We start from the raw sequence: 22,126 nt of genomic DNA on the forward strand, positions 1-22,126 counted from the left end.
CGTGGACCGGCTCAGTGCGCCGGCAACGCTGACGGTGACGCCGTCGGCGGCCGGGTGCGGGTGGCCAGCGCTACCGATGCAGCGGTCGCCGTCAGCATGACGGCACCGAGCACGTGGGAGACGACCAGCGCTTCCGGTACCCCGGTGGCGTACTGAACCAGGCCGATGAGGCCCTGAGCAGCGGTCACGACGAGCAGGAGGATCGCCCGTCGCATCAGCCGGCGTGGCGCGTGAACTGCGAGGAACCCGACCGTCATGGCGATGAGCAGCCCGAAGTAGAGGAACATCAGGTCCGCATGCAGCTGGGCGAGCTTCTCCACGGAGACGTCGAGCCGCGGGGTATTCGCGTCGCCGCTGTGTGGTCCGGCCGCGGTGACCAGGGTGCCGGCCATGCAGAGCAGCACGAGCACTCCGACGGTCGCCCAGGTGAGCAGCTGCAGCGGCCGGGCCACGGTCGGCACCGCCGGTGCGTCGGACTCGCGCACCCGGACCAGCACCACGATCGCGACGAACAGCAGGGCGAGGGAGAGGAGCAGGTGCGGCGCGACGGTCCACCAAGCCAGACCGGTGTACACCGTGATGCCGCCCCAGACCGCCTGGACCAGCACGCCGAACGGCAGGACCGCAGCGATGACGGTGAGTCTGCGCCGGCCGGCCGGCGCCAGCAGCAGGGCCAGGAAGATGCCGAGCGAGGGCACCAGCACCGCCCCGGTCAGCGTCCGGTTGGCGAACTCGATGGCCTGGTGGAAGGCCGCAAGACCGGAGCGTGAAACGGGTGCCAGAGACCCGGGCTGGCACTGCGGCCAGGTGATGCAGCCGAGCCCGGATCCGGTGACCCGGACGGTGGCGCCCGTCACGGCGATCCCGCCGTTGGTGATCACCGCGAGCCACGCGAGGATGCGTTGCACCCGGTTGGTCGGCCACCGGCGCCACCAGGGCGGGGGCGCTGCGGGCGCGGCGCTGGCCGCCTTGGAATCGATGATCACTGCCATTGGAACCACCGTACTGTCCCGGCCCAGCCGACGACGACCCATCCGGCGAGCACCAGCACGCTGAGCGCAGCCGGGCCGACGCCGTTCTGCAGAACCGCGTGGAGACCGTCCGACAGTGCGCCGGCCGGCGTCAGCTCGCCGATGACGCGGAGCCAGTGCGGCGCCTTGGTCAGCGGGATGATCACGCCCCCGACCAGAATCATGGCGAACCAGATCAGGTTGGCCAGGGCCAGTACCGCTTCGGCCCGCAGCGTCCCGCCGAGCAGCAGCGCGAGGCCGATGAAGGCGGCGGCCCCGAGCAGCACGAGCAGGACGAGCCAGGCCGGGTTGCCGTGCGGATGCCAGCCCATGATCAACGCGACCGCGCCCAGCACGACCCACTGCCCGACGATCACCACCAGCGCGGCGCCGCACTTGCCCGCGATCAGCAGGGGGCGGCCGACACCCGCTGCGGCGAGTCGTTTGAGCACTCCGTAGCGGCGGTCGAACCCGGTGGTGATGGCCTGCGAGGTGAAGGCCGTCGACATGATCGCGAGGGCCAGCACACCGGGCGTGACGGTCGCGATACGCGGCGAGGCGAGGTCTGCGATGGAGACCGAGGTCAGTCCGATCAGCACCGCCAGCGGGATGATCAGGGCCAGCAGCAACTGCTCCCCGTTGCGCAGCAGCATCTTCAGTTCCAGCCCGGAGGCGGCCCTGACCATCTGCCATCCCGGGGCACGGCGAGGGTCGGCGGTGAACGCGCCCGGCGCGAACACCGGACCGGTCCCGGTCGTCTTGAGATCCGTCATCCGCGCAGCTCCTTGCCGGTCAGTTCCAGGTAGACCTCGTCGAGCGAGCGAGCGCCGACCTGCAGCCCGGAGGGCATCACGCCGACCCTGGCGCAGAACGACGTGACGGTGGCCATGGTGGCCGGCACGATGTCGCCCTCCAGCAGGTAGCGGCCCGGTGTGCTCTCGACGACCCGGAAGCCAAGGGGGAGAGCCCTTCTCAGTAGATCGAGGTCGAGACCGGGGCTGGCGGTGAACCGCAGCTGGGAGGAGCTACCGCCGGTCAGCTCCTCGGGCGTGCCGTCGGCGACGCTGCGGCCGTTGTCGATGATGACGATGCGGTCGGCCAGCAACTCCGCCTCGTCGAGCAGGTGCGTGGTCAAGAGGATGGACACCCCGTCGGCCCGGGCGGCGCGCAGCAGATCCCAGACCAGATGGCGGGCCTGCGGATCCATGCCGGCCGTCGGCTCGTCCAGGAAGAGCATCTCCGGTCGCCCGACCAGGGCCATCGCCAGGCTCAGCCGCTGGGCCTGACCGCCGGACAGCCGGCGCACCGGCGTCCTCGCGGAGGACGACAGGCCGAGGACGTCCAGCAACCAGGCCGGGTCGAGCGGGTTGGCCGAGCAGCGCGCCATCAGGCCGAGCATCTCGCCCGTCCGAGCCGAGGCGTGCGCGCCGCCGGCCTGCAGCATGACGCCGATCCGGGGCCGCAGCGCTCCACCCTGCCGCCACGGATCGAGCCCGAGCACGCGCACCTGGCCGGCGTCGGCCCTGGTGAAGCCCTCGCAGATCTCGACGGTGGTGGTCTTGCCCGCGCCGTTCGGCCCGAGCAGGGCCAAGAGGGATCCACGGGGCAGGCGGAAGGACAACCCGTTGACCGCCGCCACGTCACCGAACCGACGGTGCAGCCCCTCGACGATGATCGCGTCTGAATCCGGGATGCCGTCAGCGCGTCCGGGGGCGGAACTCTGGGGCTCAGCCGCGGTGGGGCCCGTGTGCATCGGTGTCACGATTCCGAGGATAGGGATTCCCGGCGACCGGGGTGGAATCGAGCTCGGCCGGTGGGACGTCAATCACGACGCCGGCGCTGACGCCGGTGACCCCGGTGACCGGATGCAGCAGCCCGCCGGGCGCGGGATCGGTCTCCGGCAGCCCGGATCGACGCAGGGCCAGCAGCACACCGCCAACCACGAACGCCGCCACCAGCACCGCCTGGACGATGGTGAACACGGGGATCGTGGCGCCGTTGGGCATGATGATCACGGAGAAGAACGCGGTGAGCCAGATGGTCGCCCTTCGGTACCGCGAAAGACCGGTGGAGGCAGCGAGCGGTAAGGCCGCCCACAGCAGGTACCACGGCTGGATTACCGGGCTGAGCAGCACAAACGCCCCGAGGGCTATGCCGAGCCCCTGAATCGGTTCGACGCGGCGCTGCCAGCATTGCCACATGATCAGAACCGCTACCGCCCCGCCGACCGCCGTGCCCAGGGGCTGCATCACCTCGATGGTCCCCGTGGTGTGATCGCCCAGTCCGAGCAGCAGCCCGATCTGTCCCGCCCCGACGGCGAGGCTGGTGGAGAACGACAGGAACGAGCGGACGCTGCCCGGGGCCGACAACGCGCTGATCCATCCGAAGCCGGCGTCGGCCAGCAGCGTCAGGACGCCGAAGGTGAGCAAGGCAACTCCGCCGAGCAACCCGGCGGACCGGAAGAGATCCGGCCAACGCCCGCCGGCCCGCCTGGCCAGGGCGATGGCGAGAAAGGCCAGAGCCATCGCGGCCGTCACCTTGATGCCGACGGCGGCGGTGATCATCGCTGTGCCGGCCGCCGTGCGCAGGGTGTCCGAGCCGGCCAGGACCGACCACCGACCGGCAGTGCCGTTCCAGCCGGTCTGCAGCGCGATCTCGAGTCCGGACAGCATCAGACCGATCATCAGCGCCTCGTTGTGACCACCGGCGACCAGGTGGAACAGCAGCAGGGGGTTGAGAGCGCCGAGCCAGAGTGCACTGACCGGGTCCTTGCCGCATCGCCGGGCCAGGCGGGGCAGTGCCCACACGATCAGCGCCACGCCGATGAGCTCGACGAAGCGTTGCACCAGCACACCGAGGATGACGTGGTTGCCCGAGATCAGCACGACGCCCTTGGCGATCAGGAGGTAGGCGGGCCCGTAGGGCGACGAGGTGTGCTGCCACCGTGCGTCGACCTGGTGGGCGAGGGCATTGCTGTCCCCGAGCGTGTCGTACGGGCCCGACTGGTACGGGTTGTCGCCGTGCACCATCATCGCGCCGACGGCCAGGTACGAGTAGACGTCGCGCGAGAAGATCGGTGGCGTGACCAGGAACGGGACCACCCACATGGCCAGCGTGTGGGTGAGCTGGGTCCGGGACAGCCGGCGTGTCCGGCCCGGGGCGGTCAGTCTGCCGATCAGGAACCAGCAGACGACCACCAGTCCGATGCCCGAGTACGACACCGCGAGGGCGGCCGGGCCGATCCGGGACAGCAGACCCAGGATGCGCAGGCCGTCGACCGGATTGGGGATCGGGGTCGCGGCGCCGTAGGACGAGGTCGATCCGACCATCATCAGCAGGGCGCCCGTCGTTCCCCACCGCCGCAACCGTGACAACTGGCGGCGTTCGGCCGGGTTCAGCGCTCCGGGCCGCGGCTCGGCCGACGTCGTCGATCCGCCGATGGTCATCGCCGCAGTCTAGAAGCACCCTGTTCCGCGCATACCGATCTGCCCGGCGCATACCGTTGTGCCGAAACTAGTGCCGTTTGTCTGGTTCGCGGACGATTCTGTATGCGCGCTGATCTCGGCGGGGCAACCTGGCGGGGCAACCTGGCGGTGCAACCTAGTGCCGGAAAGATAGGTAAGGCTTGCCTCCAGTGGGCAGGTGTGTTTATTCTGACCGGCTGAGCTCTTTGATCTTCGGCTGGAAAAAGGTCACACTGGTGTTGTGAAAACATCGATCGAGGAGAAGGCCGGCAGTCGCATGCCGTCCGTCGGCTCCGTCGATGCAGTTTCCTACGACGCCGTAGCCGAGGTCAGGACCCGCGAGGCAGTCGTCCAGCTGCTGCTGGCGCATGGCCCGCTCACCGCGGCCGCACTCGCCGAGCGCATCGGATTCTCCTCGGCCGCCATCCGCCGCCATCTCGAGCAACTGCTCGCCGAGGGTGCCGTCATCAGCCGCGAGGCCAGCACCCTTGGTCGCCGCGGCCGGGGACGCCCCGCCCGCACCTACCTGCTGACCGAGATCGGTCGCACCCGTCTCCCGCACTCCTACGACGCCCTGGCGATCGAGGCGCTCGAGTTCCTCTCGGACGTCGGCGGTCCCGACGCGGTCGCCACCTTTGCCCGTCGCCGCGCCGAAGGCATCGTCGACGGCGTCCGTGGCGAGCTGGCGGCAGCAGTCGATGTGCCTGCGAAGGCGGAGATCCTGGCCCGAGCGCTGACCGGGGCGGGATTCGCCGCCTCCGTCCAGGAAGTCGGCATCGGACAGCAGCTCTGCCAGCACCACTGTCCGGTGGCCCACGTGGCCACCAGGTTTCCCCAGCTCTGCGAAGAGGAAATGACAGTCATCACGCAGGTGTTGGGAACCTATGCCCAGCGTTTGGCGACGATCGCCCGGGGCGACTCCTTCTGCACGACCTTCATCCCGGCGGCGCACCAACCGCACCAGCTGCTGCCGCTCAGCACCATCGCCGCCGCTGCACCGAACACCGCTTCACTGCACGATGCTGCACCGAACAACGCTGCACCGCACGACCAATCTCACCGCATCACGAGCGCCACAGGGAAGGACCCGTCATGACGACTGCTCCGGAGCGAGTCCGCGACACCACTGTTTTCGAGACGACCGCTGTCGATCCGACAGCGCTGACCCAGGAGCAGGCCATCGACTCCCTGGGTCACTACGCATTCGGCTGGTCGGACTCCGACGTCGCCGGTGCCGCTGCCAAGCGCGGCATCAACGAGGCCGTCGTGCGCGACATCTCCGACAAGAAGAGCGAACCGCAGTGGATGACCGACTTCCGGGTCAAGGCCCTGAAGCTGTTCGAACGTCAGCCGATGCCCACCTGGGGCGCCGACCTGTCCGGCATTCACTTCGACACCATCAAGTACTTCGTGCGCTCCGGCGAGAAGCAGGCGACGAGCTGGGAGGACCTTCCCGAGGACATCAAGAACACCTACGAGAAGCTGGGCATCCCGGAGGCCGAGAAGCAGCGCCTCGTCTCCGGTGTCGCCGCCCAGTACGAGTCGGAGGTCGTCTACCACTCCATCCAGAAGGAGCTCGAGGACCAGGGCGTCATCTTCCTGGACACCGATTCCGCGCTGAAGCAGTACCCGGAGCTGTTCCAGGAGTACTTCGGCAGCGTCATCCCGTCCGGCGACAACAAGTTCTCCGCACTGAACAGCGCCGTCTGGTCGGGTGGCTCGTTCGTCTACGTCCCGAAGGGCGTGCACGTCGAGATCCCGCTGCAGGCCTACTTCCGGATCAACACCGAGAACATGGGCCAGTTCGAGCGCACGCTGATCATCGTCGACGAGGACGCCTACGTGCACTACGTCGAGGGCTGCACCGCGCCGATCTACAAGTCGGACTCGCTGCACTCCGCCGTCGTCGAGATCATCGTCAAGAAGGGTGGCCGCTGCCGTTACACGACCATCCAGAACTGGTCGAACAACGTCTACAACCTGGTCACCAAGCGCGCGAAGGCCGAAGCCGGCGCCACCATGGAGTGGGTGGACGGCAACATCGGCTCCAAGGTCACCATGAAGTATCCGGCCGTCTGGATGACGGGGGAGTACGCCAAGGGCGAGGTCCTGTCGATCGCCTTCGCCGGCGAGGGACAGCACCAGGACACCGGTGCCAAGATGCTGCACCTGGCCCCGCACACCTCGTCCAACATCATCTCCAAGTCGGTGTCACGTGGTGGCGGTCGTACGTCCTACCGCGGTCTGGTCCGGGTCAATCCCGGCTCGCACCACAGCAAGTCGACGGTCAAGTGCGACGCGCTGCTGGTCGACACGATCTCCCGCAGCGACACGTACCCCTACGTCGACGTCCGCGAGGACGACGTGTCGATGGGACACGAGGCGACGGTGTCCAAGGTCAGCGAGGAGCAGCTCTTCTATCTGATGAGCCGCGGCCTGACCGAGGACGAGGCGATGGCGATGATCGTTCGCGGCTTCATCGAGCCGATCGCCCGCGAACTCCCGATGGAGTACGCGTTGGAACTGAACCGCCTGATCGAACTGCAGATGGAAGGGTCGGTGGGCTGAGCGTGGCCACCCCAGTTGTCCAGGATCGTCCGGTCGTCGTCGGGGATCACGTCGCCGAGACCGTCGTCGGTGGCCGCAATGTCGGCGTCGGCTCGCATGCGAGCCGCGACGGGTCCCTCGACCTCGCCGACCACCGGCCGATCACCGGCCGCGAGGAGGCCTGGCGGTTCACGCCGCTGCGCCGCCTCCGCGGTCTGCACAGCGACGCCGCCTTCAGGGCGAGCGGCGCGACGGGGAACGTCACTGCCGGTTCGGTCTTCAGCATTACTGTGCAGGGTCAGGACGGTGTGACGGCGGCGTCCCTCTCCGGGGCGGAAGCCGTTGCTGTCAAAGGTCTTTCGAAGTACCTGCCGATCGACTACGCCTCGGCGCGGACGTACCACGAGGCCGATTCGGTGTTCCTGATCGACATCGCGCCGGAGGTCAGCACTGCGGCTCCCGTGGTCGTCACGTTTCACGGCAACTCGATCGACGAGGCGGTCGCCGCCCACCTGGTGGTCCGGGTCGGTCACCACGCGCGGGCCCAGGTCGTCGTGGCCTACGAGGGCTCCGCAACCGTCTCGGAGAACGTCGAGATCGTCGTCGGTGACGGTGCGAATCTCACCTACGTCTCCGAGCAGAACTGGGCGGACGACGCCGTTCATCTGTCGCACCACCACGTGCTGGTGGGTCGCGACGCGACCGTCAAGCACGCTGCGCTGACGTTCGGCGGTGACCTGGTCCGGGTGGTCGGGTCGGTCACCTACGACGGACCGGGCGGCGACGCCGAGATGCTCGGCGTCTACTTCGCCGACGCCGGCCAGCACCTCGAGCACCGCCTGTTCATGGATCACAACGCCCCGCACTGCAAGTCCCGGGTGCTGTACAAGGGTGCGCTGCAGGGCAGGTCGGCCCACACGGTCTGGGTCGGCGACGTGCTCATCAGGGCGACTGCCGAGGGTACCGACACGTACGAGATGAACCGGAACCTGTTGCTGACCGAGGGTGCGCGTGCCGACTCGGTGCCGAACCTGGAGATCGAGACCGGCGAGATCGTCGGCGCCGGCCACGCCAGTGCTACCGGTCGCTTCGACGACGAGCAGCTGTTCTACCTGCTCTCGCGTGGCATCCCGGAGCCGATCGCCCGCCGCCTGGTGGTGCGTGGCTTCTTCGGCGAGGTCCTGCACCAACTCGGCGTCGAGTCGGTGGTCGAGCGGGCCACCGCGACGATCGAGGCCGAGCTCGCCATCATCGGCATCTAGCAGCCACTTCCCATTTCACGGGTCGGGCTGTGCCCCTCCCCTCGCAGCAAAGATGGAGTTTCCCATGTCAACACTCGAGATCCGCGATCTGCACGTCTCCGTGCACACCGAGGACGGTCCGCAGGAGATCCTTCGCGGCGTCGACCTCACGGTGACGTCCGGAGAGACCCACGCGATCATGGGGCCCAACGGTTCCGGCAAGTCGACGTTGGCGTACTCGCTGGCCGGGCATCCGAAGTACCAGGTCACGTCAGGGACCGTCACGCTCGACGGGGAGGACGTACTCGCCATGACGGTCGACGCCCGCGCCCGCGCCGGACTCTTCCTGGCCATGCAGTACCCGGTCGAGATCCCGGGTGTCTCGACGTCGAACTTCCTGCGGACCGCCGCCACTGCCGTCCGCGGCGAGGCCCCGCCGATCCGCAAGTGGGTCAAGGAGGTCAAGTCCGCGATGACCGACCTCGAGATCGACCCGACCTTCGCCGACCGCAACGTCAACGAAGGCTTCTCGGGCGGCGAGAAGAAGCGTCAGGAGATCCTCCAGATGTCGCTGCTCCGCCCGAAGATCGCGGTGCTCGACGAGACCGACTCGGGCCTGGACGTCGACGCGCTGCGGATCGTCTCCGAGGGTGTGAACCGTTACAAGGCCTCGTCTGCTGAAGGCGGGGAAGGGGTGGGTGTCCTGCTGATCACCCACTACACCCGGATCCTGCGCTACATCAAGCCCGACCACGTGCACGTCTTCGTGGCCGGCCGCATCGTCGAGTCCGGCGGACCCGACCTTGCCGATGAGCTCGAGGCGAACGGTTATGTGCGTTTCGCGGGCGTCGGTGTCGCGGGAGCAGGCGCGGTGTGACCGCGCTCGACGAGGTGACGGATCTGGACGAAGCCGAGCCCTCGACCCCTTCGTTCGACGTCGAGGTGATCCGGGCCGACTTCCCGATCCTCTCGCGGACGGTGCGTGACGGAAAGCCTTTGGTGTACCTGGACTCCGGAGCCACCTCCCAGCGCCCGATCACCGTCATCGACGCCGAGCAGGAGTACATCACCGGGCACCACTCGGCGGTGCACCGCGGAGCTCACGCTCTGGCCGAGGAGGCCACCGACTTCTACGAGGACGCGCGCGAACGCATCTCGGCATTCATCGGCGCCTCCCGCCCGGAAGAACTGATCTTCACCAAGAACGCCACCGAAGCCATCAACCTGGTGGCCTACTCGCTGGGCAACGCTTCGGTCGGTACTGCGGGTGCGGGCGGCGGCGGAGGTTCCGACGGTCCGTTCGGGCGCTTCGCGGTCGGTCCCGGTGACGAGATCCTGATTACCGAGATGGAGCATCACGCCAACCTGATCCCGTGGCAGGAGTTGTGTCGCCGTACCGGTGCCACGCTGCGCTGGTTCGGTGTGACGGACGACTTCCGACTTGATCTGACCGACATCAGATCGTTGATCAACAAGCGAACCAAGGTGGTCGCTTTCAGCCATCAGTCCAACGTGCTCGGCACCGTCAACCCGGTGGCGACCCTGGTCGAGGCGGCCCGGGAGGTCGGCGCGCTCACCGTGCTCGACGCCTGCCAGTCCGTGCCGCACACCAGCGTGGACGTAGGGCAACTCGGAGTGGATTTCTTGGCGTTCTCCGGTCACAAGATGCTCGGACCGTCGGGCGTCGGTGGTCTGTATGGACGTTCCGACCTACTCGAGGAGATGCCGCCGTTCCTCACCGGCGGCTCGATGATCGAGCAGGTCTTCATGGACCACTCCACCTACGCCGCACCGCCGGCTCGGTTCGAGGCCGGCGTCCCGATGACCTCGCAGGCCGTCGGGCTGGGTGCAGCCGTCGACTACCTGGAAACCCTGGGCATGGCGAACGTCGCCGCCCACGAGGCCGAGCTGACCGGGCTTGCGCTGCAACAGTTGTCGGCAGTACCGGGTGTTCGCATCATCGGTCCTCCGGACACGACGGATCGCGGTGGCGCGGTGTCGTTCGTCGTCGACGGAGTGCACGCGCACGACGTCGGGCAGATTCTCGACGATTCCGGTGTTGCAGTACGGGTGGGCCACCACTGCGCGTGGCCGCTGCACCGTCGGTACGGCGTGGCAGCGACGGTGCGCGCCTCGTTCGCCGTGTACAACACACCCGGCGAGGTCGAGGTGCTGGTGGACGCAGTCCGCGAAGCGCGACGCTTCTTCGGCGCGAATTCGTCGGCGAAGTAGGGAGAGCCGGACATGCAGATGGAGCAGCTGTACCAGGAGATCATCCTGGACCACTACAGGGCACCCCACCACCACGGCCTTCGTGACCCTTTCGACACGCAGGTGCACCACGTCAATCCGACCTGCGGTGACGAGATCACGTTGCGGGTCAAGCTGTCCGGGCCCGGGACGGATGCAATCGTCCAGGACATCTCCTACGACGCGATGGGCTGCTCGATCTCGCAGGCCGCGACCTCGGTGATGACGGACCTGACCATCGGCCGCACCCTGACCGATGCGCTGGCCACCCTGGACGAGTTCAACAAGATGGTGACCAGCCGCGGCAAGATCGCCGGCGACGAGGACACTCTGGGAGACGGCATCGCCTTCGCCGGGGTCTCGAAGTATCCGGCACGCGTGAAGTGCGCACTACTGGGCTGGATGGCATTCAAGGATGCTGCTGTGCAGGCGGTGGCCTGATGCAGTCCTTGAATCGGATTTGTTTGATCGAAGACGCTGTTGTTCAGGCGGTCAACTGATGAAGTCCTTCAATACCCCTCGCACCGAAGAGAAGACAGGAGCGCGGCGATGACCGAACCGTCCACGCAGACCCACGACCACGCCGGTCACGACCACGCCGGTCACGACCACGCCGGTCACGACCACGCCGGTCACGACCACGCCGGTCACGATTACGCGGGCTACGACCACGCCGTTCACGAGCACCCGACGGACGACCGGGCAACGCGGAGTGCAGCGGCGCTCGACAGCACCGTGCTGGAGAAGACCGCGGTCGCAGTCGCCGGCGCGCCGGTGGACGAGGCCCTGATCGAGGACATCGAGGAAGCGCTGCGCGACGTCGTCGATCCCGAGCTCGGGGTCAACATCGTCGACCTCGGCCTGATCTACGACCTCACCGTCGACGAGGCCAAGACCCTCACCATCGATATGACGCTGACCAGCGCGGCCTGCCCGCTCACCGACATGATCGAGGACCAGGTCGCCGCGGCGATCATGGGTCCCGGCCAGGAACTCGTGGCCGACTACAAGATCAACTGGGTATGGCTTCCGCCGTGGGGTCCGGAGAAGATCACCGACGACGGCCGCGAGCAACTGCGCGCCCTTGGCTTCAACATCTGACCGTCCCGGGCAATCCTGTGTGCGCCATCGGGCCGCTCCACTAGGCTGCCGAGATGCATGAGCTCCGAGCCGTCCTGCCTCCTCCGAGTCGCTGACCGGAGTCGCGGGACCAGTTCAGCCTTCGGGCTTTGGTGGTTGACCCCTGCGCTTCGACAGATGTCGTGACCATCGTCAGCCTCTGCCCCGGAGTCCGTTCTCATGTTGAATCCCCTTGTCCTGTTCGCCTCTGCCCGAAATCGCACGACCACCGCCATCGGCCATCGCATGGGCCTCGTCCAGATCAGCCTGGCCGCGGCCCTCTGGGGCACCACCGGTGTAGTCGTCCGTCAACTCCACGAATCGTCCGGGCTCGGCCCCATCGCGATCGGGTTCTACCGGTTGTTGACGGCGGCCCTGCTGTTGCTGATCCTGTCCGGACCCAAGCTCCGCGAGGCTGTCCGCGGCCTGCGTACCCACCCGGGGTCGCTCGTGCTCGCGGGCGTCGGGCTCGGCGTCTACCAGGTGCTCTATTTCATCTCCGTGGCCGACGTCGGGGTGGGCGTGTCCACCGTCGTCAGTCTCGGCATCGCCCCTGTGATCACCACCGCCATCGAAGCCGTGTCGGCCCGCCGATTCCCCAGTGCCAGAACGGCTCTCGTCATTCTCGCGGCGGTAGCGGGTCTGGTGCTGGTGGCGATCTCTTCGTCCGGCGCGGCCACCACTGCCGCGCCCCGGCCCGGTCTCGGTCTGCTGGCCGCGGTCGGTTCCGGTCTGAGCTACGCGCTCACCACCATCGTCAGTCGACGGGCAGCGCAGGGTATCTCGCCGCTGGTGATGACCACGACGAGCAGCGTCATCGGAGCCATCACCCTGCTGCCGATCGCGCTTCTCTCAGGTGCCGGCTTCGTGGTGACCGGCTCGGCGGCCGGACAACTGGTCTACCTGGGCGCGGCCACCACCGTGCTCGCCTACGCGTTGTTCTATGCGGGCCTTCGCTCCACCACGAGCAGCGTGGCGTCGGTGCTGACCCTGATCGAACCTCTCACGGCGACGATCCTCGCCGTCGTCCTGCTGTCCGAGCCGCTCCCGGCGCTGACCGTGCTCGGTGGTCTTCTGCTGCTGGGAGCGATCGGGGTGCTTTATCTGGCCCCTTCCGGCAAGACCTCGAAACCCCCCTCGGCAGAACCGGTTCTACCCAGGTAGACTGGCTTTCTACCCAGGTAGATCCTGGCAGATCGCTCCGGCTCGAGGAGGCATGTTGCCAACCCTGAACATCAAGAACCCACGTGTGTACGAGTTGGCGAAGCTGCTGTCCGAAAGATCGGGTAGGTCGATGACGAGCGTGATCGAATCGGCTCTTGAGCGGGAGTTGGAGCACACCGCGAACGATCGGAGTGGTATCGCAGAACGGCTCCACGCCCTGGCCTTGGAAGCGGCTCCGCTGGTGCAACACCTCCCACCCGACCCGTTCGCCGACCTCTACGACGAGGAGACCGGTCTTCCCAGATGATTCTCGATGCCTCCGCGATCGTGGCCGTCGTTCGGCTGGAACCGGAAGGGCGTTCGTTCGAGTCCGCCATCGAACGTGCGCGCACCAATGGACTCTCGGCCGCCACCCTGCTGGAGACGGCGTTGGTCCTTGGCCCGGCACTCGACCTGACCCTCGACCGTTTCATCGCGATGGCACGCATCACGGTCGAACCGGTGACCGAGGCCCAGGCCAGGCTCGCTCGGACCGCGTATCGGCGGTACGGACGCGGGTCCGGGCACCCGGCGAGACTTAACTTCGGTGACTGCTTCTCGTACGCGCTCGCCGTCGACAAGCGGGAGCCCTTGTTGTTCAAGGGCAACGATTTCTCCCAGACTGACGTATTGGTGGCCCCGTGACGACCGGCTCGACGACCGCGAGTGCAGCAGCACCAGCGTCCGACCCACGCCTGGCCCGGCGCAGCGGTCCGCACGACAGCGATGCGATGGCCGCGTATCGGGAGGATCTGGACCGCATCCGGTTCTCGCCCTACTTCTCCCGGTTGTCCGCGGTCACCCAGGTGATCTCCCAGGGCGCCGCCGGGCAGTCGGTGCAGAACAGGTTGACCCACTCGATCAAGGTCGCCGCTGTCGCGCGCGCCATCGCGGTGAAGCTGAACTACGGGCCGCACCGGGAACTGCTCGCCGAACTGGGTGGATGCGACCCGGTGGTGATCCAGGCCGCGGCGACCGCGCACGATCTCGGTCATCCGCCCTTCGGGCATCTCGGGGAACGGGTGCTGGACCGGATCGCGAGATCCCGTTTTGGGCTGGCCGACGGTTTCGAGGGCAACGCCCAGACGTTCCGCATCGTCACCGAGCTCGACGTCCACGGGACGAGCGGCGAGGGCCTCAACCTCACCGCCGCCGTCCGCGCGGCCGTCCTCAAGTACCCCTGGGCGCGATATGGCGTCCCGAACCCGCATCCGAGCGCGGCCGCGCACGCGCCCAAGGGCGGGGGTCAGGGAGAGGAGGGATTCGGCTCCGGCAAGTTCTCGGCCTACGTCCTGGACGCCGGCGAGATGACGGAGGTGCTCGCCGCCTACCCGCTGATCAAACCCTGGCGGCAGACGGCCGAGTGCTCGGTGATGGACATCGCCGACGACATCGCCTACTCCCTCCACGATCTCGATGACTTCCACCGAGCGGGGGTGCTGCAGCACGCGTCCGTCTCCGCCGAGTTCCGTACCTGGAACCGGCACCGGTCCGACTTGGAGAAGGTGGACCGGAACGAGCTGAAGGCGAACGAACGCCTGCCCGGCAACTCGCTCGAGTTGTTGCGCCGCCGGCTGCACGCGAAGGACGCGTGGATGGTCGACGACGAGGCGTTCGCCGTCGCCGTCGGCCGGGTCGGGACCGACCTGGTGGACGGGTTGCTGGCAGTTCCCTTCGATTCGTCGCTGGCCGCCGAGCGGTTGGTGGGGGAGTTCACCCGCAGCTGGATCTCGCACCTCCAGGACTCGGTGGTGGTCTCGTCCGACCCGCCGCCCCGGGCCGGGCACGTCTCGCTGGACCGTCAGGCCTGGCACGAGGTGGCCGTCCTGAAGTTCGTCCACCAACGCTTCGTGTTGGATCGACCGGATCTGGCCATGTTCCAGCGCGGGCAGGGTCAGGTGATGGCCGAATTGGTCGGCGATCTCGACTCGTGGCTGGCCGACCCGGTGGATGCCGGCCGGGCGCCCCGTCGGCTCATCGACCTGGTCGAACTGGCCACCCATGCCTACGACCAGTTGGCCGTCACGAACCCTGAGCTGCTGATCACCAGTACCGGCAAGCCAGGTGGTTCGCCCGACGACCTGGTGCGCTGGGGTCGAGGTCGGGGAATCATCGACTACGTCGCCTCCCTGACCGACGACCGTGCCGCGAACTCGGCCGCCACGCTCGCCGGCCACACCGCCCGCCTCTGGGACGCCGGGTCCGCACTGTGAGCGCCGTCGGGCGCCCGCGACCGGCGGCCGGCGGGGGGATCGAGGTCGAGATCTCCGCCCACCGGGTCGTCGGCTGGGTCAACCGGTTCGCCGGTCGCAACAACGGAGTCGACGATCTCGTCGCGCATCCGGACCGGCTGGAGCTGCTGGCCGGCGACGGCACCGTGGCCACCCTGGAGGTGCCGTTCGGGCCGATGTCGATCGGTTCTCGCGAACCGGTGGAGGCGCTCGTCTCGCATCTCGCGAGCGTCGGTCTGCTCGGGGTGATCCTGGTTCGTGGCGGAGCTCACTCCGTCGGGACCGCGAAGGACGGTGTGGTCCTGAGTTCCTCCACTGACCGGGCCTATCTGCAGGGTCGGACGGCCGCTGGCGGCTGGTCACAGCAGCGGTACGCGAGACGTCGCGGCAATCAGCTGACGGCGTCGCTTGATGACGCCGCCTCGACGGCCGCCCGCGTCCTGCTGCCCTTCGTCGGACGATTCGGTGGTCTTGTGCTGGCCGGAGATGCCTCGGCGATCCGCAAGGTGATGGCCGAGCCGGCGCTGCAACCGCTGGCGCAGTTGCCTTCTCGAATGTTCGGCGACATTCCCGAACCGCGTCGAGCGGTGCTCGACGCGGTCGCCGAGCGCAGCCTCGTGGTGCGAATAGTCGTCCGCACCCGGGAGGAGGCGGCCCGGCTGACCGGACCGGTCTAGGCGAGAGGATGCGTGGCCGGACCCACCACCCGTCGGGGCGGTCGGGGTCGCCGCCGGCGCTTGTTCTCGTCCCGCTGGCGATCGAGTCGGTCTTCGTAGGGCAGGGTCTCCCACTCCCAATCCATCGGATCACCCTGTCGGAGCAGCACTTTCGAGACCTTGTTGTCCTCGACGTCGACCACGTACAGTTCGCGACTGTCGCGGCGATTGGCTGCCACCACGCCGTCCAGGACATGATCAAAAGTGAACATCTCGAAGTACGGCAAGCCGGTGGCGGACGCCTGAGCACCGGGTCTGAGGAAATGTTCGATGAGATACTCCAACCATTCGATCGAGCGGTAGAACTTTTCCAGCCCGTCGTAGGTCAGGCACGTGCCGACCAGCCAACGGCCCAACCACACCACAGGCCAGGTTGACCCGCCACCACCGCGTTGTATTGATCGGTCTCGGCTGCGGTCCAGGGGGATTTCGAGTCCCACTCGATGTCGTCGGCGGCCGGATTGCCCGGCACGTCATAGGGGCCGCTACGAGTTTGGCAGCGGCGCGAACCGGCGAATGCGGCAAGGTAGGCCTGCTCGTGCTGATTCAATGGCGGTTCGATTTCGATGTGGCCGATGAAGTCCGTGGTGTATCCCATGGGTCGCTCCCTTTGTCCGAGTTGGTCAGCATCGTGGCAGCTCGGGGCGAGCACGGGCGGTCCTTGCCCACAATTCGGTGGTCGACCGCGATGAGTGTGGACAACCTCGAATTCTTGATCTTCGATTCGCAACAATCATCGGCATGGAACTCCACGCCGATGAAATTTCCGCGGACGAAATCCGTGACCCCGGAGCCCTCTTGGCCGAGGTGGCGGTGGACCATCCGCTGCGGGAAGGGCTGATTCTGCTGGTGCTGGTCGAGAATGGTGCGACGGAGATGGCGGTCCGTCATGTCGAGGCGCTGAGCGTGGACTGCCGGGAGCCGCCCAGGGATGGCTCGAGCAAGCTATTGCGCGCGGCCACGAGGCGAATGCCCATTCCGGACGACGCGTTTCCCATCAGGTTTCAGGTGGTGACGGTCATCGTGCGACCCGGATTGACCGTGATGGGCAGCAGTGAACTCAACCGGATACTGGCCTGGCGCCACAGCAATCATCTCCGACGGGCCACCACCGCGGCTGGTTGATCCTGGTGACAGAATTCGGGTGGTTCGACGAGGCCGGCCGCTGGGGCGGGTACGACCTCCGAATGCTCACGGAATGACTATGGCGACTCCGGCCGTGCCGCTGCCGGCCGCGTACCCACCACAGCCGCCGGGACCCCGCCGTCGCGACCGAGCACCCGCGGTCGTCGGCGGGCCTCAGCACATCGGTGTGGGCTCAGCCGTTGGCCGGGGCGGTCGGGACAGCCCCGGCCACGACCGGACGACGACCGGCCCGAATGCGCCGGTCGGCCAGGAAACCGCGGACGCCCAGGGTGCCGACGATGGTGCCCACCACCACCGCCGTGATCACCAGCACCGCGTGCACCAGCAGGAACGCAGTCGGTGAGGAGTGTCCGATGGAACCCGTCCACGCGCGCTGGTCCTGCCAGATGGCGACAGAGAAGCGTGGCCAGATGGCCCAGTTGAACACTCCGACCGCCACCAGGAACAAGGACCAACCACGGGTAAGAATCACTCCTGCAGTATCCGCCCGAAGCTGAGCCCGGGGCTGTGAGGCAACGGACAGCCGGCCCGCCGGAATAGGAGCTTGACCCGGCAACAGGGGGCGGCGGGCATCTGAGGTCACCGTCCCAGGGCAGAATGCTTCCCCGTGACGACACCAGCCCCCGTTTCGCCGGACGCAACCATCCAGAGCACCCCGATCCCGTCGGTCAGCGCCCGCATCGCGGCCGAACTGGGCGTGCAGGAGTGGCAGGTCGTCGCGGCGATCGGGATGCTGGACGGTGGAGCCACCGTGCCCTTCATCGCCCGGTATCGCAAGGAGGTCACCGGAACCCTGGACGACGTCCAGCTGCGCGACCTCGAGGAACGCTTGACCTACCTGCGGGAACTCGACGACCGGCGGGCCGCGATCATCGAGTCGATCAGCGGACAGGGCAAGCTCACGCAGGCGTTGGAGCGAAGCCTGGCGGCCGCCGATACCAAGGCCCGGCTGGAGGACATCTACCTCCCGTTCAAGACCAAGCGGCGGACGAAGGCGCAGATCGCCCGGGAGGCCGGCCTCGAGCCACTGGCTTTGACCCTGCTCGAGGATCCCGGCCAGAGCCCGGAGTCGCTGGCCGCCGGCTACGTCGACGGGGACAAGGGCGTCGCCGACGTCGCCGAAGCACTGCTGGGTGCGCGCGCGATCCTGGTCGAGAGGTTCGGCGAGGACGCCGACCTGGTGGGAGGGCTCCGCGAGCTGCTCTGGACCCGCGGCCGACTCGTCTCCTCGATGCTCAAGGGGAAGGAGGAGGACGGCGCCAAGTTCTCCGACTACTTCGACTTCTCCGAGAAGCTGACCACCCTGCCCTCGCACCGGGTGCTGGCCATGTTCCGCGGCGAGAAAGACGACATCCTCGCCGTCTCGGTGAGCCCCGACGTGCAGACACAAGATCCGCTGGACACCTCACCCACCGATTACGAGCGCCGGATCGCAGCCCGCTTCGGCATCGCCGACCACGGCCGGCCGGCGGACAAGTGGTTGCGCGAGACAGTCCGGTGGGCCTGGCGGACGCGACTTTCGGTGTCGTTGGGCATCGACGTCAGGATGCGACTGCGCCAGGCCGCCGAACAGGCTGCCGCCGGCGTTTTCGCCTCCAATCTGAGGGATCTGCTCCTGGCCGCACCCGCCGGGAGCCGACCGACGCTCGGACTGGATCCCGGCTTCCGGACCGGAGTGAAGGTCGCGGTGGTCGACGGCACCGGCAAGGTCGTCGCGATCGACACCATCTATCCCCACCAGCCGCACAACCGGTGGGACACAGCGTTGGCGGCGCTGCACCAGCTCGTCGTCACCCACGGTGTGGAGCTGGTCTCCATCGGCAATGGCACCGCGTCGCGGGAGACGGACCGCCTGGCGACCGAGCTCATCGCCCGCGTCCCGGGCCTGACGAAGATCGTCGTTTCCGAGGCGGGCGCCTCGGTCTACTCGGCAAGCGCCTACGCGTCGGCCGAACTCCCAGACCTGGACGTGTCGATCCGGGGAGCGGTGTCCATCGCGAGACGGCTGCAGGACCCGCTGGCCGAACTGGTGAAGATCGACCCGAAGTCGATCGGAGTCGGGCAGTACCAGCACGATCTGGCCGAATCCATGCTGGCCAAATCCTTGGACGCGGTCGTGGAGGACTGCGTCAACGCGGTCGGCGTCGACGTGAACACCGCGTCGGTGCCGCTGTTGGCGCGGGTCTCCGGTGTCACCACCACCCTCGCCGAGAACATCGTTCATCACCGGGACAGCAACGGTCCCTTCACTTCTCGAGGTTCGCTCAAGAACGTGCCGCGACTCGGGCCGAAGGCCTACGAGCAGTGCGCAGGCTTCCTGCGCATTACCGGGGGAGCTGACCCGCTGGACCGGTCCAGCGTGCACCCCGAGGCATACCCGGTGGTCCGCAGGATCCTCGCGGCCACCGGTACCGGCCTCGACGACCTGATCGGCAACACCACGCTCCTGCGCGGGCTCGCCCCGGAGAAGTTCGTCGACGACACCTTCGGCGTGCCGACCGTCACCGACATCCTGTCCGAACTTGAGAAGCCGGGCCGTGACCCTCGGCCGGCGTTCACCACCGCCACCTTCGCCGACGGGGTCGAGAAGATCGCCGATCTGCGGGTCGGCATGGTGCTCGAGGGTGTGGTGACGAACGTGGCCGCCTTCGGGGCCTTCGTCGACGTCGGCGTGCACCAGGACGGACTGGTGCACGTGTCCGCGATGAGCAACAAGTTCATCAGCGACCCGCGAGAGGTGGTCAGGTCCGGGCAGGTCGTCAAGGTCAAGGTGATGGAGGTCGATCCTGCGCGCAAGCGGATCTCGCTGAGCCTTCGACTGGATGACGAGCCGGGCGCGAAGGCACCGCGCAACCAGTCCGGGCCGCGTCCGGAGCGGGGCCGGGACTCCCGGCAGGGCCGTACCGGTCAACCGTCCGCCCGGCAGCCGGAACCCGCCCCCGCCGCCGGCTCTCTCGCCGACGCCCTCCGCAAGGCCGGCTTCGGCAGGTAGTCCCCCCGCCTGCCCGCTGGTGCTGCGCGGCGCTGCTGGACTGCCCGGCGCTGCTGCCCGGCGCATACAGATCTGCTCGAAACGTCGCGTCAAGGGCAATTTTCGGGCCGAACCGTATGCGCCGGGCACATTCGTATGCGCGGGGCACAGCAGTACCCGCGGAGCACAGCAGCACCCGCGGAGCACAGCAGCATGCGCGGGGCACAGCAGCACCCGCGGAGCACAGCAGCAGGCGCGAAGCGCGGGACGTGGGCAGGCTCACCCGGTCGGTCGCCGTGTTGGCGGGGCATCAGGCGTATCCCCGGTAGAATCGGAACACGTGATCACTGCAACCGGCCTCGAACTCCGGGCCGGGACGCGGATCCTGCTGGCCGACACCACCGTCCGCCTCCAGCACGGCGACCGCGTCGGCCTGGTCGGGCGCAATGGCGCCGGCAAGACCACGAGTCTCCGGGTGCTGGCCGGTGAGCGCGCTCCCTACGGTGGGAACGTCGCCATCAGCGGCCCACTCGGCTACCTGCCCCAGGATCCCCGCGAGGGCGATCTCGACATGACGGCCCGCGACCGTGTCCTCTCCGCCCGTGGCCTCGACGTGCTGGTCGCTCAACTGGAGAAGGTCCACATCCAGATGGCCGAGCTCACGGGCAAGGAAGCGGAGGACGCCGTCGAGCGCTACGGCAGGATCGAGGAGCGCTTCTCCACCCTTGGGGGCTACGCAGCCGAGTCCGAGGCCGCCCGCATCACGTCCAACCTCGGACTGCCGGATCGCATTCTCGAGCAGCCGATGCGCACCCTGTCCGGCGGTCAGCGCCGTCGGGTCGAGCTGGCCCGGATCCTGTTCGCGGCGGCCGATGCCGGCGACGGCACCATGCTGCTGCTCGACGAACCCACCAACCACCTCGACGCCGACTCGATCACCTGGCTCCGTGACTTCCTCAAGGGCTTCACCGGCGGGCTGGTGATCATCTCGCACGACGTCGAGCTGCTGGCGGCGGTGGTCAACAAGGTCTGGTTCCTCGACGCCGTCCGCGGCGAGCTCGACGTCTACAACATGACGTGGGGCCGTTACCTGGAAGCCCGCGCCACCGACGAGCAGCGCCGCCGCCGCGAGCGCGCCAACGCCGAGAAGAAGGCGTCCGTCCTGATGACGCAGGCGGCCAAGCTCGGAGCCAAAGCCACGAAGGCCGCTGCCGCCCACCAGATGGTGCGCCGGGCAGAGGCCCTGATCTCCAACCTCGACGAGGTCCGCGTCTCGGACAAGGTCGCCAAGATCCGATTTCCGGAGCCGGCTTCCTGCGGCAAGACCCCGCTCACCGCCAAGAACCTGTCCAAGCACTACGGCTCGTTGGAGATCTTCACCGGCGTCGACCTGGCCATCGACCGCGGCAGCCGGGTGGTGGTGCTCGGTTTCAACGGTGCCGGCAAGACCACCCTGCTCAAGCTGCTCGGCGGACGGGAGAAGCCCGACACCGGGGCCGTCGAGCCGGGTTACGGACTCAAGCTCGGCTACTACGCCCAGGAGCACGAGACGCTGGATCCGGATCGCTCCGTCTGGGAGAACATCCGCAGCGCCGCTCCCGACGCCGGGGCGCAGGAGCTGCGCAATCTGCTCGGTTCGTTCCTGTTCACCGGCGAGCAGCTGGAACAACGTGCCGGCACGCTCTCCGGTGGCGAGAAGACCCGGCTGGCGCTGGCCGGGCTTGTCTCGTCGGCCGCCAACGTGCTGCTGCTCGACGAGCCGACCAACAACCTCGATCCGGCCAGCCGGGAGCAGGTGCTGGACGCGCTGCGCCGTTACGCCGGCGCCGTCGTGTTGGTCACCCACGATCCCGGAGCCGTTGCGGCCCTGCACCCGGAGCGGGTCATCCTGCTGCCCGACGGCAGCGAGGACCATTGGTCCGCCGATTACCTCGATCTCGTCGAGCTCGCCTGAGTCTGCCTCGTGCCGGGCGAGCGTCGTCTGACCTGCGACTCCGCCCGAACCGGGAGGCCTGGCACGCGGTGATCGTCACCGGCCACCAAATCCGCGCCAGCAGTGGCGGGCCGGTCGGTTCTGCTCGATCATGGGTGGATCACCCATGCCGACGCCGCCGGGTGGGACTGTCCTGCAGTCCGCCGACGGGCCGACTCGATGTCAGAAGAAGGTGCGGACGTGGTAGCAGAGTCGCCATCAACGCCAGCAACACAGACCAAGTCGGATCCGGGCA

Annotated in this window: 22 protein-coding genes; 15 read left to right on the top strand and 7 right to left on the bottom strand. The window is 67.9% G+C overall.

Features of this window, described 5'->3' with window-relative positions; genetic code table 11:
• Positions 1-11: 11 nt before the first annotated feature.
• From ABIB25_RS02675 to mptB, 4 genes are read right to left on the bottom strand one after another with little or no spacing between them, the layout of a single operon-like run.
• The gene (locus ABIB25_RS02675) at positions 12-992 is read right to left on the bottom strand and encodes a COX15/CtaA family protein (RefSeq protein ID WP_354526847.1); all 981 of its coding nucleotides are present in this window, start codon (positions 990-992) and stop codon (positions 12-14) included.
• Positions 983-1,783, bottom strand: coding sequence for an ABC transporter permease (locus ABIB25_RS02680; RefSeq protein ID WP_354526848.1), 801 nt, complete (start codon positions 1,781-1,783; stop codon positions 983-985). Before ABIB25_RS02680 ends, ABIB25_RS02675 begins: the two co-directional genes overlap by 10 nt.
• Positions 1,780-2,763, bottom strand: coding sequence for an ABC transporter ATP-binding protein (locus tag ABIB25_RS02685; RefSeq protein WP_354526849.1), 984 nt, complete (start codon positions 2,761-2,763; stop codon positions 1,780-1,782). Before ABIB25_RS02685 ends, ABIB25_RS02680 begins: the two co-directional genes overlap by 4 nt.
• Complete coding sequence (gene mptB, locus ABIB25_RS02690; RefSeq protein WP_354526850.1) at positions 2,738-4,456, bottom strand: polyprenol phosphomannose-dependent alpha 1,6 mannosyltransferase MptB; 1,719 nt, start codon at positions 4,454-4,456, stop codon at positions 2,738-2,740. Before mptB ends, ABIB25_RS02685 begins: the two co-directional genes overlap by 26 nt.
• A gap of 259 nt (positions 4,457-4,715) precedes the next feature.
• Here mptB and ABIB25_RS02695 point away from each other — a divergent pair, with 259 nt between their 5' ends.
• From ABIB25_RS02695 to ABIB25_RS02750, 12 genes are all read left to right on the top strand, one after another.
• The gene (locus ABIB25_RS02695) at positions 4,716-5,570 is read left to right on the top strand and encodes a helix-turn-helix transcriptional regulator (RefSeq protein WP_354526851.1); all 855 of its coding nucleotides are present in this window, start codon (positions 4,716-4,718) and stop codon (positions 5,568-5,570) included.
• Entirely contained in the window at positions 5,567-7,042 is a 1,476-nt protein-coding gene (gene sufB, locus ABIB25_RS02700; RefSeq protein WP_354526852.1) for a Fe-S cluster assembly protein SufB, read from the top strand. The genes ABIB25_RS02695 and sufB overlap by 4 nt, the downstream gene beginning before the upstream one ends.
• Before the next feature lie 2 nt (positions 7,043-7,044).
• Positions 7,045-8,283, top strand: coding sequence for a Fe-S cluster assembly protein SufD (gene sufD / locus ABIB25_RS02705; RefSeq protein ID WP_354526853.1), 1,239 nt, complete (start codon positions 7,045-7,047; stop codon positions 8,281-8,283).
• Positions 8,284-8,347: 64 nt separating this feature from the next.
• Positions 8,348-9,139: a Fe-S cluster assembly ATPase SufC gene (gene sufC / locus ABIB25_RS02710; protein WP_354526854.1), complete on the top strand. Its 792-nt coding sequence runs from the start codon at positions 8,348-8,350 to the stop codon at positions 9,137-9,139.
• Positions 9,136-10,494: a cysteine desulfurase gene (locus ABIB25_RS02715; protein ID WP_354526855.1), complete on the top strand. Its 1,359-nt coding sequence runs from the start codon at positions 9,136-9,138 to the stop codon at positions 10,492-10,494. Before sufC ends, ABIB25_RS02715 begins: the two co-directional genes overlap by 4 nt.
• A gap of 12 nt (positions 10,495-10,506) precedes the next feature.
• On the top strand, positions 10,507-10,953 hold the full coding sequence (gene sufU / locus ABIB25_RS02720) for a Fe-S cluster assembly sulfur transfer protein SufU (protein ID WP_354526856.1): 447 nt from the start codon (positions 10,507-10,509) through the stop codon (positions 10,951-10,953).
• 294 nt (positions 10,954-11,247) lie between these two features.
• Positions 11,248-11,613 (top strand): metal-sulfur cluster assembly factor, encoded by a 366-nt coding sequence (locus tag ABIB25_RS02725; RefSeq protein ID WP_354526986.1) that lies wholly within the window; start codon positions 11,248-11,250, stop codon positions 11,611-11,613.
• 198 nt (positions 11,614-11,811) lie between these two features.
• Positions 11,812-12,795, top strand: coding sequence for a DMT family transporter (locus tag ABIB25_RS02730; RefSeq protein WP_354526857.1), 984 nt, complete (start codon positions 11,812-11,814; stop codon positions 12,793-12,795).
• Positions 12,796-12,847: 52 nt separating this feature from the next.
• Positions 12,848-13,102, top strand: coding sequence for a type II toxin-antitoxin system VapB family antitoxin (locus ABIB25_RS02735; protein ID WP_354526858.1), 255 nt, complete (start codon positions 12,848-12,850; stop codon positions 13,100-13,102).
• On the top strand, positions 13,099-13,479 hold the full coding sequence (locus ABIB25_RS02740) for a type II toxin-antitoxin system VapC family toxin (protein ID WP_354526859.1): 381 nt from the start codon (positions 13,099-13,101) through the stop codon (positions 13,477-13,479). The genes ABIB25_RS02735 and ABIB25_RS02740 overlap by 4 nt, the downstream gene beginning before the upstream one ends.
• Before the next feature lie 86 nt (positions 13,480-13,565).
• Positions 13,566-15,047, top strand: a complete 1,482-nt coding sequence (locus tag ABIB25_RS02745; RefSeq protein ID WP_502919736.1) for a deoxyguanosinetriphosphate triphosphohydrolase family protein — start codon at positions 13,566-13,568, stop codon at positions 15,045-15,047.
• The gene (locus ABIB25_RS02750; RefSeq protein ID WP_354526861.1) at positions 15,044-15,742 is read left to right on the top strand and encodes an acVLRF1 family peptidyl-tRNA hydrolase; all 699 of its coding nucleotides are present in this window, start codon (positions 15,044-15,046) and stop codon (positions 15,740-15,742) included. Before ABIB25_RS02745 ends, ABIB25_RS02750 begins: the two co-directional genes overlap by 4 nt.
• Here ABIB25_RS02750 and ABIB25_RS02755 read toward each other — a convergent pair.
• Together ABIB25_RS02755 and ABIB25_RS02760 are read right to left on the bottom strand one after the other, a co-directional pair.
• Positions 15,739-16,143, bottom strand: a complete 405-nt coding sequence (locus ABIB25_RS02755; RefSeq protein ID WP_354526862.1) for a hypothetical protein — start codon at positions 16,141-16,143, stop codon at positions 15,739-15,741. The genes ABIB25_RS02750 and ABIB25_RS02755 overlap by 4 nt on opposite strands.
• Positions 16,107-16,379: a hypothetical protein gene (locus ABIB25_RS02760; RefSeq protein WP_354526863.1), complete on the bottom strand. Its 273-nt coding sequence runs from the start codon at positions 16,377-16,379 to the stop codon at positions 16,107-16,109. The genes ABIB25_RS02755 and ABIB25_RS02760 overlap by 37 nt, the downstream gene beginning before the upstream one ends.
• A gap of 143 nt (positions 16,380-16,522) precedes the next feature.
• Between ABIB25_RS02760 and ABIB25_RS02765 the strand changes: the two genes are divergently transcribed.
• Positions 16,523-16,906, top strand: coding sequence for a hypothetical protein (locus tag ABIB25_RS02765; protein WP_354526864.1), 384 nt, complete (start codon positions 16,523-16,525; stop codon positions 16,904-16,906).
• 193 nt (positions 16,907-17,099) lie between these two features.
• Here the strand turns inward: ABIB25_RS02765 and ABIB25_RS02770 are convergent, their stop codons facing one another.
• Positions 17,100-17,399: an SCO4848 family membrane protein gene (locus ABIB25_RS02770; protein ID WP_354526865.1), complete on the bottom strand. Its 300-nt coding sequence runs from the start codon at positions 17,397-17,399 to the stop codon at positions 17,100-17,102.
• A 171-nt stretch (positions 17,400-17,570) separates the two neighbouring features.
• Here ABIB25_RS02770 and ABIB25_RS02775 point away from each other — a divergent pair, with 171 nt between their 5' ends.
• On the top strand, positions 17,571-19,919 hold the full coding sequence (locus tag ABIB25_RS02775; RefSeq protein WP_502919737.1) for a Tex family protein: 2,349 nt from the start codon (positions 17,571-17,573) through the stop codon (positions 19,917-19,919).
• A gap of 319 nt (positions 19,920-20,238) precedes the next feature.
• The gene (locus ABIB25_RS02780) at positions 20,239-21,852 is read left to right on the top strand and encodes an ABC-F family ATP-binding cassette domain-containing protein (RefSeq protein WP_354526867.1); all 1,614 of its coding nucleotides are present in this window, start codon (positions 20,239-20,241) and stop codon (positions 21,850-21,852) included.
• Positions 21,853-22,126: the final 274 nt, after the last annotated feature.

This window comes from Nakamurella sp. UYEF19 (genome assembly GCF_040546275.1).
Lineage (GTDB): Bacteria > Actinomycetota > Actinomycetes > Mycobacteriales > Nakamurellaceae > Nakamurella.

What these genes read in the sequence shown, in the direction of transcription:
- ABIB25_RS02675 (WP_354526847.1), bottom strand. Translation starts at nt 992, where the DNA reads ATGGCAGTGATCATCGATTCCAAGGCGGCCAGCGCCGCGCCCGCAGCG.
- ABIB25_RS02680 (WP_354526848.1), bottom strand. Translation starts at nt 1,783, where the DNA reads ATGACGGATCTCAAGACGACCGGGACCGGTCCGGTGTTCGCGCCGGGC.
- ABIB25_RS02685 (WP_354526849.1), bottom strand. Translation starts at nt 2,763, where the DNA reads ATGCACACGGGCCCCACCGCGGCTGAGCCCCAGAGTTCCGCCCCCGGA.
- mptB (WP_354526850.1), bottom strand. Translation starts at nt 4,456, where the DNA reads ATGACCATCGGCGGATCGACGACGTCGGCCGAGCCGCGGCCCGGAGCG.
- sufB (WP_354526852.1), top strand. Translation starts at nt 5,567, where the DNA reads ATGACGACTGCTCCGGAGCGAGTCCGCGACACCACTGTTTTCGAGACG.
- sufC (WP_354526854.1), top strand. Translation starts at nt 8,348, where the DNA reads ATGTCAACACTCGAGATCCGCGATCTGCACGTCTCCGTGCACACCGAG.
- sufU (WP_354526856.1), top strand. Translation starts at nt 10,507, where the DNA reads ATGCAGATGGAGCAGCTGTACCAGGAGATCATCCTGGACCACTACAGG.
- ABIB25_RS02730 (WP_354526857.1), top strand. Translation starts at nt 11,812, where the DNA reads ATGTTGAATCCCCTTGTCCTGTTCGCCTCTGCCCGAAATCGCACGACC.
- ABIB25_RS02735 (WP_354526858.1), top strand. Translation starts at nt 12,848, where the DNA reads ATGTTGCCAACCCTGAACATCAAGAACCCACGTGTGTACGAGTTGGCG.
- ABIB25_RS02740 (WP_354526859.1), top strand. Translation starts at nt 13,099, where the DNA reads ATGATTCTCGATGCCTCCGCGATCGTGGCCGTCGTTCGGCTGGAACCG.
- ABIB25_RS02745 (WP_502919736.1), top strand. Translation starts at nt 13,566, where the DNA reads ATGGCCGCGTATCGGGAGGATCTGGACCGCATCCGGTTCTCGCCCTAC.
- ABIB25_RS02760 (WP_354526863.1), bottom strand. Translation starts at nt 16,379, where the DNA reads ATGGGATACACCACGGACTTCATCGGCCACATCGAAATCGAACCGCCA.
- ABIB25_RS02765 (WP_354526864.1), top strand. Translation starts at nt 16,523, where the DNA reads ATGGAACTCCACGCCGATGAAATTTCCGCGGACGAAATCCGTGACCCC.